At 56.4% G+C, this 12,796-nt stretch carries 11 protein-coding genes and 4 tRNA genes; 8 read left to right on the top strand and 7 right to left on the bottom strand.

Annotation, left to right across the window (positions count from 1 at the left end):
• Nucleotides 1-140: 140 nt before the first annotated feature.
• Both htpX and ACYASS_RS18800 read right to left on the bottom strand, forming a co-directional pair.
• A complete protein-coding gene (gene htpX / locus ACYASS_RS18805; RefSeq protein ID WP_027902444.1) occupies nt 141-1,028 on the bottom strand; it encodes a protease HtpX in 888 nt (295 codons plus the stop codon).
• A gap of 323 nt (nt 1,029-1,351) precedes the next feature.
• Entirely contained in the window at nt 1,352-2,563 is a 1,212-nt protein-coding gene (locus ACYASS_RS18800) for a pyridoxal phosphate-dependent aminotransferase (RefSeq protein ID WP_122665772.1), read from the bottom strand.
• A gap of 191 nt (nt 2,564-2,754) precedes the next feature.
• Here ACYASS_RS18800 and msrB point away from each other — a divergent pair, with 191 nt between their 5' ends.
• A complete protein-coding gene (gene msrB / locus ACYASS_RS18795) occupies nt 2,755-3,153 on the top strand; it encodes a peptide-methionine (R)-S-oxide reductase MsrB (RefSeq protein WP_463587214.1) in 399 nt (132 codons plus the stop codon).
• 261 nt (nt 3,154-3,414) lie between these two features.
• Nucleotides 3,415-3,900: a glutathione peroxidase gene (locus ACYASS_RS18790; protein ID WP_463587213.1), complete on the top strand. Its 486-nt coding sequence runs from the start codon at nt 3,415-3,417 to the stop codon at nt 3,898-3,900.
• On the opposite strand, the gene ACYASS_RS18785 is transcribed toward ACYASS_RS18790, so the two are convergent.
• Nucleotides 3,901-6,243 carry a hybrid sensor histidine kinase/response regulator gene (locus ACYASS_RS18785; protein ID WP_463587212.1) on the bottom strand — a complete coding sequence of 781 codons (2,343 nt, stop codon included), beginning with the start codon at nt 6,241-6,243 and terminating at the stop codon, nt 3,901-3,903.
• Nucleotides 6,244-6,446: 203 nt separating this feature from the next.
• Here ACYASS_RS18785 and ACYASS_RS18780 point away from each other — a divergent pair, with 203 nt between their 5' ends.
• Entirely contained in the window at nt 6,447-7,337 is an 891-nt protein-coding gene (locus ACYASS_RS18780) for an ATP-binding protein (RefSeq protein WP_122665768.1), read from the top strand.
• The gene (locus tag ACYASS_RS18775) at nt 7,334-7,816 is read left to right on the top strand and encodes a GAF domain-containing protein (protein WP_463587211.1); all 483 of its coding nucleotides are present in this window, start codon (nt 7,334-7,336) and stop codon (nt 7,814-7,816) included. The genes ACYASS_RS18780 and ACYASS_RS18775 overlap by 4 nt, the downstream gene beginning before the upstream one ends.
• A gap of 49 nt (nt 7,817-7,865) precedes the next feature.
• On the opposite strand, the gene ACYASS_RS18770 is transcribed toward ACYASS_RS18775, so the two are convergent.
• Nucleotides 7,866-8,624 carry a hypothetical protein gene (locus ACYASS_RS18770; protein WP_463587210.1) on the bottom strand — a complete coding sequence of 253 codons (759 nt, stop codon included), beginning with the start codon at nt 8,622-8,624 and terminating at the stop codon, nt 7,866-7,868.
• A 286-nt stretch (nt 8,625-8,910) separates the two neighbouring features.
• On the opposite strand from ACYASS_RS18770, the gene ACYASS_RS18765 reads away from it, so the two are divergent.
• The 4 genes from ACYASS_RS18765 to ACYASS_RS18750 all read left to right on the top strand — a co-directional run bounded on the left by ACYASS_RS18765 (nt 8,911) and on the right by ACYASS_RS18750 (nt 9,323).
• A tRNA-Glu gene (locus ACYASS_RS18765) sits at nt 8,911-8,986 on the top strand.
• Nucleotides 8,987-8,990: 4 nt separating this feature from the next.
• Nucleotides 8,991-9,066, top strand: a tRNA-Gly gene (locus ACYASS_RS18760).
• A gap of 103 nt (nt 9,067-9,169) precedes the next feature.
• Nucleotides 9,170-9,245 (top strand) — tRNA-Glu (locus ACYASS_RS18755).
• Between the two features lie 2 nt (nt 9,246-9,247).
• Nucleotides 9,248-9,323, top strand: a tRNA-Gly gene (locus tag ACYASS_RS18750).
• 220 nt (nt 9,324-9,543) lie between these two features.
• On the opposite strand, the gene ACYASS_RS18745 is transcribed toward ACYASS_RS18750, so the two are convergent.
• The 3 genes from ACYASS_RS18745 to trhP form a co-directional block, all read right to left on the bottom strand.
• A complete protein-coding gene (locus ACYASS_RS18745; RefSeq protein ID WP_463587209.1) occupies nt 9,544-10,809 on the bottom strand; it encodes a type II toxin-antitoxin system HipA family toxin in 1,266 nt (421 codons plus the stop codon).
• Nucleotides 10,809-11,132, bottom strand: a complete 324-nt coding sequence (locus ACYASS_RS18740) for a helix-turn-helix transcriptional regulator (RefSeq protein ID WP_463587208.1) — start codon at nt 11,130-11,132, stop codon at nt 10,809-10,811. The genes ACYASS_RS18745 and ACYASS_RS18740 overlap by 1 nt, the downstream gene beginning before the upstream one ends.
• A 168-nt stretch (nt 11,133-11,300) precedes the next feature.
• A complete protein-coding gene (gene trhP / locus ACYASS_RS18735) occupies nt 11,301-12,656 on the bottom strand; it encodes a prephenate-dependent tRNA uridine(34) hydroxylase TrhP (protein WP_463587207.1) in 1,356 nt (451 codons plus the stop codon).
• Nucleotides 12,657-12,796 lie beyond the last annotated feature (140 nt).

Here is a 12,796-nt window from a genome sequence, read left to right as displayed (position 1 = left end):
CTAACCGGTAGGAGCGAACTTGTTCGCGAGGGCGGCGTGCCTGACACAACACCGCGTCATGCCCCACGCCACACGGTAGAAGTCGAAGGCTATGCACTCAGATAAAAAAAACCGGCACTGAGGCCGGTTTTTTGGATGGATCAACCGCGGCGGCGCAGCGCCTCAATACGATCTTCCAGAGCCGGGTGACTCATGAACAGCGCGGCCAGGCCGCTCTTCAGACCACCGTTGATGCCGAAAGCCGTCAGGCTGTCAGGCATCTGCACCGGCACGCCCTGTTCGGAGCGCAGGCGTTGCAGAGCGCCGATCATGGCGCTGGTGCCTGCCAGTCGAGCACCGGCTTCGTCTGCGCGGTATTCACGTTTACGCGAGAACCACATGACGATCGCGCTGGCCAGGAAGCCTAGAACCAGTTCGGCAAAGATCGTGGTCACGTAATAGGCGATGCCCTGACCGTTTTCGGTTTTGAAGATCACCTTGTCGACGAAGTTACCGATGATCCGGGCGAAGAACATCACAAAGGTGTTCACCACGCCCTGCACCAGCGCCAAGGTCACCATGTCGCCATTGGCAACGTGGCCGATTTCGTGTGCAAGGACCGCTTTCACTTCATCGGGGGAGAAGCGTTCCAGCAGGCCCTGGCTAACGGCAACCAGTGCGTCGTTCTTGTTCCAGCCGGTAGCGAAGGCGTTGGCTTCGTAGGCAGGGAAGATCCCGACTTCCGGCATCTTGATGCCAGCGTCGCGGGACAGTTGCTCAACGGTTTGCACCAGCCATTGTTCATGGCGGGTACGCGGTTGGGTGATGATCTGGGTGCCAGTGCTCATTTTCGCCATCCACTTGGAGATGAACAGCGAGAACAGCGAGCCAGCGAAACCAAAAACAGCGCAGAAGATCAGCAGCTGATTGAGGTTCAGATCAACCCCATTGGCCGCCATGAACCCGTTGAAGCCAAAAAGGCTCAGGGTGATGCTGGCAATCAGCACGACCGCCAGGTTAGTGGCCAAAAACAGCAAAATGCGCATCATGGTTTGGATGTTCTCCTCTTGACGAATATGTAACGCGTTGCGGGGTATATAAGGTGATGTCAGCGGCTATTCAACCCGGCGACTATTTCAAACTGTGTCGTTTTGTGCGAACCAGTACCATTCGCTTTGGGCAAACAGGTCCCGCCCCAGAGCGGCTGGCCTCTGTCGGGTTTCGCGCGGTTTGATTTTTTTGTGTCACGGCACAAGCGCTGCTGACCAAAAGCGATCCCTTTGTCCGGGTATCGCTATGACCGCAGAGAGACGGGAAGAATTGCGCCGGGCGTCGTTTGGGAAATCGACGCCTCAGCGTAAATCTTTCAATGTTACTGGCGGTATGTCTTGAGGAAGTTGCCGATGCGCCCGATGGCCTGATCCAGGTCGTCAAGGCGCGGCAGGGTGACCACTCGGAAGTGGTCTGGCCATGGCCAGTTGAAGGCGGTGCCTTGAACGATCAGCAGCTTTTCCGACAGCAACAGGTCGAGGGCGAACTTCTCGTCGTTGTGAATCGGGCAGATCTTGGGGTCTATGCGTGGGAACGCATACAGCGCGCCCATCGGCTTCACGCAGCTGACGCCGGGGATATCGTTAAGCAGTTCCCAGGTGCGGTTACGCTGCTCCAGCAAGCGGCCGGCTGGCAGCACCAGATCGTTGATGCTCTGGTAGCCGCCCAGTGCAGTTTGAATGGCATGCTGGCTCGGCACGTTGGCACACAGGCGCATGTTGGCCAGGATGTCGATGCCTTCGATGTAGCTCTGCGCGTTGTGCTTGGGACCCGAGATGGCCACCCAGCCGGAGCGGAAACCCGCAACACGATAGGATTTGGACAGGCCGTTGAACGTCAGGCAAAGCACGTCAGGCGCCAGAGAGGCGGTGCAGATGTGCACGGCGTCGTCGTACAGGATCTTGTCGTAGATCTCGTCGGAAAAGACCACGAGATTGTGCTGACGCGCCAGTTCCAGCATGCCTTCCAGTACTTCTTTGGAGTACACGGCGCCGGTCGGGTTGTTCGGATTGATGATCACCATGGCTTTGGTGTTCGGGGTGATCTTGGCCTTGATGTCGGCCAGATCCGGCCACCAGTTGGCCTGCTCGTCGCACAGGTAGTGCACCGGGTTGCCGCCAGCAAGGCTGACGGCAGCGGTCCACAGCGGATAGTCCGGGGCCGGGATCAGCACTTCGTCGCCATTATTGAGCAGGGCCTGCATCGACATCACGATCAGCTCGGATACGCCGTTGCCCAGATAGATGTCTTCGATGCCGACACCTTCGACCTGCTTCTGCTGGTAATACTGCATGACGGCCTTACGTGCGCTGAACAGGCCTTTTGAGTCGCTGTAGCCCTGGGCTGTCGGCAAATTGCGAATCACGTCCTGCAGGATTTCGTCCGGCGCTTCGAAACCAAATGGCGCAGGGTTGCCGATGTTCAGCTTGAGGATACGATGACCTTCCTCTTCCAGGCGTTTGGCGTGCTTGAGCACTGGGCCGCGAATGTCGTAGCAGACGTTGGCGAGCTTGTTCGATTTGCTGAACTGCATGGTGATTGATCCCGAAAATGGACGAGCCGTAGCGAGTTGTAAACCTGGTTCGCCGGGTATGACGCCGTAAAATGAGTTTGTATGGACGAAACGTGAGTGACAGACTGGCGCCTAACGAGGCGCAATGATACGTGCCACCTGATCTGTGGAGAAGATACAGATCAGGCTTTTTCGACTGCGGAGGTGTACCTGTGGAAAAGTTGGACAAAACGCTGGAGGAATGGCGGGCCATGCTTGACCCGGAGCAGTACAACGTTTGCCGCCTCAAGGGTACCGAGCGTCCGTTCTCCGGTAAATACAACAGCACCAAAACGGATGGCGTCTACCATTGCATCTGTTGCAATGAGCCGCTGTTTGATTCCACCACCAAGTTTGATTCCGGCTGCGGCTGGCCAAGCTTCTATGCGCCTCTTGAGGGCAGCGCGGTGGTTGAGGTACGAGATGTCAGCCACGGGATGATTCGCACCGAAGTGGTTTGCGCCAAATGCGATGCGCACCTGGGACATGTATTCCCTGACGGTCCGCCGCCCACCGGCCTGCGTTACTGCATCAACTCGGTGTGCCTGGATCTGGTGCCTCGCGACGCTTAAAAGGATGGGTCACCCTGCATGCTTGACTTGTGGGAGCCGAGCTTGCTCGCGATAAGGCTGGACGCGATTCACTTTAGATCGCGTCCAGCCTTATCGCGAGCAAGCTCAGCTCCCACATTGGTTTGCATTTCAAATCACGGCCGCATAAGCAGTGTCACAGCCCCGAGCCACTTATAAGCCTCCATCACTCCCGGAAATTGAGATGCGCGCCAGGCACTGGCGCGCTAATTTCATGACCCGCTTTCAACAAGGATCACTGTCATGAGCGCCAATCTGCTGAGCATTCCGGTAACGACCATCAAGGGCGAATCGAAAACCCTGGCGGATTTCTCCGGCAAGGCTGTGCTGGTGGTCAACACGGCCAGCAAGTGTGGTTTCACGCCGCAGTACAAAGGGCTTGAGAAGCTTTGGCAGGATTACAAGGATCAGGGGCTGGTCGTATTGGGCTTCCCCTGCAACCAGTTCGGTAAGCAGGAACCCGGTAATGAGGGGGCAATCTCCGAGTTCTGCGAGATGAATTTCGGGGTGAGTTTCCCGCTGTTCAAGAAAATCGATGTTAATGGCAGCGACGCACATCCGTTGTTCGTTCAATTGAAAAAGCAGGCACCTGGGCTGCTGGGCTCAGAGCGCATCAAATGGAATTTCACCAAATTCCTGATTGGCAAGGATGGTCAGTTGGTCAAGCGTTTCGCACCGCTGACCAAGCCGGAGGACCTCTCCCGCGAAATTGAAGCGCTGCTCAAGTAATCAGTCTGCAGGCAGCCATTGGTCCAGCAGGCTGATCAACTCGGCGCGGCGAAACGGTTTGGCCAGATAGTCACTCATGCCAGCAGCCCGGCAGCGTTCGCGCTCTTCGGGCATGGCGTTGGCGGTCAGTGCGATGATAGGCAGTTGTGGCCAGCGTCCGCTGTGGCGGATCTGGCGGCTGGCTTCGTAGCCATCCATGACGGGCATGTTGCAGTCCATCAGGATCAGGTCAAAGGTGTTGTGCTCCAGTTGGTCCAGTGCTTCGCCTCCGTGGCTGCTGACCGTTACCTCGCAGCCCAGTTTGCTTAACATGCCTTTGGCCACGAGTTGATTCACCGGGTTGTCTTCCACCAGAAGAATTCTAGCCGGGCGCAAACCTCTGCTGTCAGTCGCCTCTGTATTGAGGTCTGGCACGTGGTCCGGTTGCAGGGCCCTGGTCAGGCTTTGATAGAGCACATTGCGCGCCAATGGTCGGGCATGCTGCTGCAAGGGCGCCAGGGCGCCCACCTGATCGCTGGGCATGAAATTGCCGTAAGCGGTGACCAGAAGGATAGGGACATCAATCGCCGGGCGCATGCCGAACAGACATTCCGGGCAATCCGTGATCACCAGGTCGGGGCGGGTCTCGGCACTCATGTCCAGCATCTGCTCGTCCATGTTCCAGCGCCGAAAGTCGATGCCCCATTCAGGAAGCAGGTTGCCCAGCAGTTCCAGCAGGCCGCTGCTTGCCTTGCTGACTACCACGACGTGCCCCTTGAGCGGTGGCGGGACGACGGCAGCATGATGGATGGGCAAGGGCAGGTCGGCGCAGAACTGGCTGCCGAAGCCGGACTGCGACTGAATGCTCAAGCGACCGGACATTGCCTCACACAAGTTGTGAGTCAAGGCCAGGCCCAGCCCTGTTCCCCCGAACTGTCGGGTAATCGCTGCTTCAGCCTGGGTAAAGGGTTGGAAAATTCTTGCCTGTGCTTCCTGGGCGATACCGATGCCGGTGTCACTGATTTCAATGCGAACGCTGTTTTCCTGGGTTTCGGGGTCCAGGTCATTACTTAATCGCACATCTACCCGGCCAAAACGGGTGAACTTCAGCGCGTTGGAGAGCAGATTGCTGACGATCTGCCGGACTCGCGTGGGGTCACCCAGAACCAGCGACGGGAATTGCGTATCGATGAAACACGTCAGCTCGACGCCGGGTGCGGCATTCTGGGATAGCAGGTTTGCCGTGTCTTCGACCAGTACGCCCAGATCGAAGGGGATGCGCTCCATCTGCAATTGGCCTGCGTTGAATTTGGACATGTCGAGGATGTCGTTGAGCAGTTCGACCAATACCTTGCCGGAGTCATGGGCGATCGACAGTTGCTGGCGCTGCTCGGCATTAAGCGAACTGTCCAGGGCCAGAGCGAGCATGCCCAGCAGGCCGTTGAGCGGCGTGCGGATTTCATGGCTCATGTTGGCCAGGAACGCCGTGCGGGCCTGAGCCATCTCCAGTGCGGTACTGCGCGCTATCTTCAGCTCTTCATTGGACTTGCTAAGCCGCGCGTTGCTGGCCTTCAGCTCAGTGGTGCGGGCAGAGACGATGTCTTCCAGTTCATTGCGATGCGCCGTTAAACGGTCTTCGGCTTCTACTCTTCGCGCCAGCTCCGAGGCGATGCTGGCGAACTGGCGGTTAGCGACATCTACCAGCACGCCAATTTCATCGTTTTCGTGTTTCGGCGGGCATTGCAGCGGGGTCGGTGTCGGGTTGCTTGAATCACGTTTAGCCAGGGCGCGTATCACGCCCACCAAGGGTTTGGTCAGCGTCATATAGAACAGCAAAGTCAGCACGCCCGCCAGAATCAGGCTGCGCATGAAACCATTGAGCAGCGTGATGCCCGAGCGCTGCAGGAAATGGTTGCCAAAAGCAAAGGTGTCGACGTTCAGGCGCAGCGTGCCAATCGATTCATTGGGTAAATGCGCCAGATTCAGGGGGGCTTCGAACTGGCGGCTCTCACCGAAGAGGAAGTCACTGACGATCCGGTAGCGACTCTGCGAGAACGGGCGCTCGACACTGGAAAGCACCACATTGTTGTTATCGGTCAGTCTGGCACCGACTACCGCAGGTGATTGCAGCAGACCCAGCGTCAGTTCCTGAGCCAGTTCGGCGTCGATGTTGTAGGCAATACGCGAAGCGGTGTTGTGGCTGATTTCCAGCAGAGAGCGAATTTCACGATCGATGGAAGCATCTTCGCTGGCATAATCGATGGCAATTTGAAACACGCTTAGCAGCGTTCCCAGAATGAAGCCGAGCAGCACTGTCAGGCGAGCCTGTTTATACGAGAGCCGGTTAGTAAACGCTATATCCATAAGGGTTTTGCCACTTCTCGTTTCCTTCGCGGGGGCAAGCATAGCCGATCGGCGCTGGCTCTCATCAAGCAACTTATAGTTAACTGGATTGAAATGAAGGTGGGCCGGCTTTAGCCGGGAGGGCGTCGGCACATTTTTATTCATATGTGTAACGGCTCAAGCCTGTTCCACCGTGTTTACCGCGTATTAATCAAGGAGCCATTGTGGATTCTCGTTTGAATGCTTTTCTCGAACGCGCCGACGCCGTGTTGGCGCGACTGGAGCCCCTGCTACCTGCGCCCCGCGAAGCGGTCGACTGGTCACACGCCATGGCGGCACGCTGGGTTCGTGAAGGCCGTAGCGGTTATCTGTTGCCGCTTGAGGTCAGCCTCGACATGCGCTTGTCTGATTTGATTGGGGTGGATCTTCAGCGTGAGCAGTTAGGGCGCAATACGCGTCAGTTCATTGATGGCTTGCCCGCTAACCATGCGTTGCTCTGGGGTTCGCGCGGGACGGGTAAATCTTCGCTGATTCGCGCGCTGCTCGCCGAGTATGCCCAGGCGGGCTTGCGGCTGATTGAAATCGAACGCGACCATTTGGGTGATTTGCCACGTGTCGTCGAGCAACTGCAAAAGCTGCCGCAGCGCTTCGTATTGTTTTGCGACGACCTGTCTTTTGAGGCAGGGGAGAGCGACTACCGGGTTCTGAAGAGTGTGCTTGATGGTTCTCTGGAGCAGGCACCGGACAACGTATTGCTCTACGCCACCTCCAACCGGCGTCATCTGGTACCGGAAAAGGAGAGCGACAATCTCAACTGGCAACAGGTTGATGGCGAGTTGCACCCAAGCGAAGCGGTAGAAGACAAAATTGCCCTGTCGGATCGTTTTGGTCTGTGGCTGTCGTTCTATCCCTTCACTCAGGAGCATTACCTGAATGTGGTTGAGCACTGGATCACGCAACTCGCTCTGGCTGCCGGTCTTGCCTGGCAGCGCGATGAGGAACTGGACAAGCACGCGATCCGCTGGGCGACCGGACGGGGCAACCGCAATGGCCGGTGTGCCTATCAATTCGCACGTTACTGGGTAGGTTTGAAATTGTTGGAGCAACAACCATGATTGATTTGCAAAGTGCTGGCGCGGGGCTGGATGGCTATAGCTTGCTGGCCGCTCAACTGGAGTCCCTGCTGGCGGACGAGAAAGACTTCATCGCGAACGCCGCGCAGTTCTCGGCCTTTTTGTACAGCCAGATCGATGACCTGAACTGGGCGGGCTTTTACCTGAATCGTAATGAAGAACTGGTGCTGGGGCCGTTTCAGGGGCAGATTGCCTGTGTCCGTATCCCTTTTGGCCGTGGTGTGTGCGGCGCCGCTGCGCAGAGTCGGCAAACCCAGCGTGTAGAAGATGTGCATGAGTTCCCGGGCCATATCGCCTGCGACAGCGCATCGAACAGCGAACTGGTTGTGCCGTTGGTGAAGGAAGGGCGCTTGATTGGGGTGTTGGATCTGGACAGTCCGAGCGTTGGACGTTTTTCGGAGCTGGATCAGGCGGGCATAGAGCAGTTGGCAGCTATCTTTCTGAAAGCAACTGATTGCTGAAACCTCATTGGCGCACACGCCCCGGGCGTATGCGCCAATCCGTCGTCTATCAGTCGTAGATGACCTTTTTCTTCCATTCCGATTCGGTGTCGTCAGCCTTCAGGCCTTCGGTCAGGGCGTTGTCGTCGTCTTCGGTCGGTGCGATGTTGGTCAGTACCATGGAGTTGGCACGGGCCAGCTGTTTTTCCATCGCCAGCAAAGCGGCCTGATAGGTCACAGGGTCGGGCTGGTTTTTCAGGTACTGCACGCCACGCTCGAACGCCAGACGCGCCTGACCTGGCTGATCCTGTTGCAGTGCAGCCTGGCCCAGGTTGTTGAAGAACTCGATATGCAGCATCACCAGAATGTTGCGGATCTCGCGAATCCAGTGCTTGGCTTCGCTGGTCTGCAGGAAACCGTCGTGAGCGGCGCGAGTGACCTGGCCATGCAGCGCTTCTAACAGAAAGCGTACGTCTTTGGCCTTGGCTTCAGTCAGGATCGGGCTCGCCGGGTTGCTCACCGCAATGGCATCGCCTTGCGCAACCAGGGTGTTCAGTTCATCGACGCGGGTTTTCAGCTGTGCGTTGGTCTTGTCCAAGGCCAGCATGCGTTGCGTGACATTGAGCTCAAGACGGGTCATCAACAGCTTTAAAGCAGGGGTAACCAGCTGGCCCGGGAACGTCTCGGAAATTTCAGTGCAGCGGCGCAGGCGGTCGCTGAGCTCGATCTTCGTTCGCGCTTTATCCAGCTTGGAGTTTTCTGCCACATGGTTGAGATAGCCGATCGCGATCAGGAGCGCAATGCCGGCTACTACCATCAGGGTAATCATCAGTGGAGTCACCGCGCGAACCTCTATATAGCTGTAGTCGAAAAATTGAAGTGAGTGTAGTGGCTAAGCACTATTGCGCATAGATGCACTGCTTGTAGTTTGTCGGCCAATCCATAAATAGCTGAAGCATACGGCGCCAAGCGGTCGGTTAAAGCAGGCGAAGTCATTGATTTAGATAAATTTTCACATTGGGGTTGACGACCCCTCAATCCATCCATAGAATGCGCGCCACTTACAGCGTAAAGCACCTAGCCAAGCGCAAGTTAAGCAGTGAAGTTGTACGTGTGTCCCCTTCGTCTAGTGGCCTAGGACACCGCCCTTTCACGGCGGTAACAGGGGTTCGAGTCCCCTAGGGGACGCCATATTGCGGGAATAGCTCAGTTGGTAGAGCACGACCTTGCCAAGGTCGGGGTCGCGAGTTCGAGTCTCGTTTCCCGCTCCAGTTTATGCAGTCTTGCTTTAGGGCGAGGCTGAGTGAAACCAGAACCCGGTCTTCGGACCTGGATTTGGGCACTGAAATACACACCATGTGTTTCAGTTAGTGTGTCCCCTTCGTCTAGTGGCCTAGGACACCGCCCTTTCACGGCGGTAACAGGGGTTCGAGTCCCCTAGGGGACGCCATTGCGGGAATAGCTCAGTTGGTAGAGCACGACCTTGCCAAGGTCGGGGTCGCGAGTTCGAGTCTCGTTTCCCGCTCCATATTTAACGAAAACGCCGCTCAATAGAGCGGCGTTTTTGTTTGTGCGTTTTTTGATCTCTGGCTTTACGCTTATGGGAAGTGCATTTCTGTAGGCGCTGCCGAAGGCTGCGAAACGTTTATCCTCAGACACCGCCATCGCAGCCTTCGGCAGCGCCTACAGGCCACATGTTCGCTGTGCGACAGCGTGGTGTCAGTAGCAGGGCAAAGATCCGCTGCAAGTCACCCAATCCGGAAATCAGCATGAAGCTGCTTCCAATGTTCACGCAAAACCTTCTTCTGATCTTCCGCCATCTGACTCCCATCCAGCGCAGGTGGCCAGAAGGTGCGTGCTTTCTCCAGCGCCGCTCTGAGGTTGTAGAGCACCGGACGCCACGGAATATCCCCATATTCCGCCCACTTCCTGAAGTCCTCCATGGAGACCTCGTACCAGTTTTTGCTCCTGCCCATATTCAGAGCAAATTGGCTCTCGTCTGGGATGTAGGCCTTGGTTACCACGATGTCGTAAGCAGGTGAGAGCTCGGCGTTGCGGCCATCTGGATAAATCATGCTCCAGTTCTTGAGATGCGCGTCGCCGTTCGCCAGCAAGATGTTGATCAGTAGTCGAACCGCCATCTGCGCGGCGTCTCGCTGGCCTTGACGCGAGTTTTGATAAATCAGCTTCCCTATCTGGTCATAACTGGCAGCGCGATATTTGTCGTGGGCGTAGGCAAAGAAAATCTGCGCAAAGTCTTCTGAATGGACGCGCTGGTTGTCTGGCAATCGATCGTATCGACGTATTCCGAAGGCGTACTGCTCGTTCGGCAGATTTATGTTGGGGAGCGCCTCGATGTTGCTCATCGGGATCAGCTTTATCTCGGGGATGTCGACGCCAGCAAGGGCGGCGAGTGTCATTGCTGTGTATTCATTGAGCGGCACAAAAGGATGCACGGTCGACGGCGTTTTAATAATCCAGTCTCCCGGAGCGTCGGGGGCACCGGTTATGTAGCGCCCATCCTGGTCTCGCATGGAAAATTTCATTTGCACACCGGCCAGGGAAAAATGCGCTCGGCTGTCAGGAATATCGATAACGGTAGGCTGGATTTTTCCGTGGTGCCGGAGAGCCATTTGCGGGATTTCCGAGGCATCCAGCGGGTGAGCAATCAGAGCTCCTGGGAGGTCTCGGCCCAGCCAGCCGAGCAGCGGGAATTCATTGTCCCGATGAACCTTCATCGCCTGCGACAGGAAATCCCGTAATGCGCCTTCGGGAAGCAGGTTGCTGAGCACTGCGTGCAATTTATGGCTGCTGATGTACGGATGGCTTGTCGCCAGTTGACGGGCCAGAGATACGGGGTTGCTGTGGGACAGTGTTAATGGCTGCCGGCTCTCGTTGTGGACGTACTCGGGCGCTAGCGTAAATACGTTCTTGCCATTGGAGTAGCCTGCAACGTAACCGACGTTTTCACCCTGAAGGGTCAGTCGTAAAGCTGAAACCGTTTCTTTGACCATTAGAGGTCTCCCCACGGGTTTTCAGCTTCTTCGGTCACTGTCTGAGTTTGCCCTGTAGTTTCAGGGTAACGTTGATTGAGGGCAGGCTGGTCTTCGTTGGCAAGAAGCCGTTGAACGGCAGCAAGCCTCGATTTGGGCACAAGAACCAACGCTGACTCTAATCCTTCAGCAATCTGATCGAGTGTGTTGAGTCGTGGGTTACCGCCTGCTTCGATTTTGCCGTACTGCTGTCTTGTGAGACCTGCAAGTAACGGCATCTCCTGAATTTTTAATCCAAGAGCAAGTCGACGTTGGCGGATTTGATCAAGCAGTGTGGTTTTCATAGCGCTGTCTCGGTGTGAGATACGCAGTATGTAATCTATATGGCTCTCGTCAAGGTTAAAGAGCCATATAGATTACATTTCTATAAAAAGAGCCATATAGTTAACATTTTTTGCCTCGTGAGCCTTACATGATTCTTTTTAAAGGGCAGAGGACATCATCAGTAGGCCTCACCCCTCTCGCACATCCCGCATCAACAACCCAAACCTCAAATCCACTCCTTCAGGCATCGGTATGTAAACCGTATGGCCATCCCCCGGTGCAACACCGATGGCTTCGCCTTCTACGTTCTGCAAGTACTCCAGATCGAAGTGGATGTTGCCTCTGGGCGTCATTAGTTCAAGGTTATCGTCCAGATTGAAGCGGTTTTTGACCCGGACTTCAGCCAGCCCGTTACGTCGTTCGCCGGTCAGTTCGCCGACGAATTGCTGCTTCTCCGAAATCGAGTTGCCGTGCTGGTAGTTCTGATATTCATCATGCACATGCCTGCGCAGGAAGCCTTCGGTGTAGCCGCGCTGGGCCAGAGATTCCAGATCGCCCATCAGGCTGCGGTCGAATTCACGACCGGCTACCGCGTCGTCAATGGCGCGGCGGTAGACCTGCGTGGTGCGTGCGCAATAGAAGTGGGATTTGGTTCGGCCTTCGATTTTCAGTGAGTGCACGCCCATGTGCGTCAGACGCTCGACATGCTGTACGGCGCGCAGGTCCTTGGAGTTCATGATGTAGGTGCCGTGCTCGTCTTCGAAGGCGGGCATCAGTTCGTCCGGGCGGTTGGCTTCCTGCAGCAGAAACACCTGATCAGTCGGCGTGCCTTGGCCTAGCGTCGGTTCCGGCTGAAAGGTCTGCACGATGTCGCCAAGTTGATTTTCCGTCGCTTCCCGAGCTGAATATTTCCAGCGGCAGGCATTGGTGCAACTGCCCTGATTGGCGTCGCGTTTGTTGATGTAGCCCGACAACAGGCAGCGGCCGGAGTAGGCCATGCACAGTGCGCCGTGGACAAAAACTTCCAGCTCCATGGCGGGCACTCGCTGGCGTATTTCGTCGATCTCTTCAAGCGACAGCTCACGGGACAGGATGATTCGGCTCACGCCCTGAAGTTGCCAGAATTCGACGCTGGCCCAGTTCACGGTATTGGCCTGTACCGACAAGTGAATCGGCATCTGTGGGAAATGACGGCGCACCAGCATGATCAGGCCGGGGTCGGACATGATCAACGCGTCGGGCCCCATGGCGATCACCGGCTCCAGATCTTTGAGGAAGGTCTTCAGTTTGGCGTTGTGTGGCGCGATGTTCACTACGACGTAAAAACGTTTGCCCTGCGTGTGCGCTTCCTGGATGCCGATCGCCAACGTGGCATGGTCGAATTCGTTATTGCGCACTCGCAGGCTGTAGCGCGGCTGACCCGCGTACACCGCATCGGCGCCGTAGGCGAAGGCATAGCGCATGTTTTTCAAGGTGCCGGCCGGGGCCAGCAGTTCGGGAGCGGGGCTGGGAGCTAAGGAGGTCGAAGCAGCAAGGTTTGGCATGAGTGGGCGTCGGTCGCGAAATCGCGAGGGTAGTCGACTTGCCTGGCTTTTTTATTGATCTGGATCCATGTCTGAACGTCGCTGCAGAAAAATTTCTGCACTTATATAAAGCCGCAAATGCCCGGTTTGCACCATGGGGA

It is taken from the genome of Pseudomonas sp. HP_14 (assembly GCF_055283875.1).
The sequence above is the reverse complement of the archived record's forward strand: the minus strand, read 5'-3'. Positions and strand labels throughout refer to the sequence as shown.

Excerpts from the sequence above, each read along its gene's own strand:
- htpX (WP_027902444.1), bottom strand. The coding sequence starts at position 1,028 with ATGATGCGCATTTTGCTGTTTTTGGCCACTAACCTGGCGGTCGTGCTG.
- ACYASS_RS18800 (WP_122665772.1), bottom strand. The coding sequence starts at position 2,563 with ATGCAGTTCAGCAAATCGAACAAGCTCGCCAACGTCTGCTACGACATT.
- ACYASS_RS18790 (WP_463587213.1), top strand. The coding sequence starts at position 3,415 with ATGAGCGCCAATCTGCTGAGCATTCCGGTAACGACCATCAAGGGCGAA.
- ACYASS_RS18785 (WP_463587212.1), bottom strand. The coding sequence starts at position 6,243 with ATGGATATAGCGTTTACTAACCGGCTCTCGTATAAACAGGCTCGCCTG.
- ACYASS_RS18775 (WP_463587211.1), top strand. The coding sequence starts at position 7,334 with ATGATTGATTTGCAAAGTGCTGGCGCGGGGCTGGATGGCTATAGCTTG.
- ACYASS_RS18770 (WP_463587210.1), bottom strand. The coding sequence starts at position 8,624 with ATGATTACCCTGATGGTAGTAGCCGGCATTGCGCTCCTGATCGCGATC.
- ACYASS_RS18745 (WP_463587209.1), bottom strand. The coding sequence starts at position 10,809 with ATGGTCAAAGAAACGGTTTCAGCTTTACGACTGACCCTTCAGGGTGAA.
- ACYASS_RS18740 (WP_463587208.1), bottom strand. The coding sequence starts at position 11,132 with ATGAAAACCACACTGCTTGATCAAATCCGCCAACGTCGACTTGCTCTT.
- trhP (WP_463587207.1), bottom strand. The coding sequence starts at position 12,656 with ATGCCAAACCTTGCTGCTTCGACCTCCTTAGCTCCCAGCCCCGCTCCC.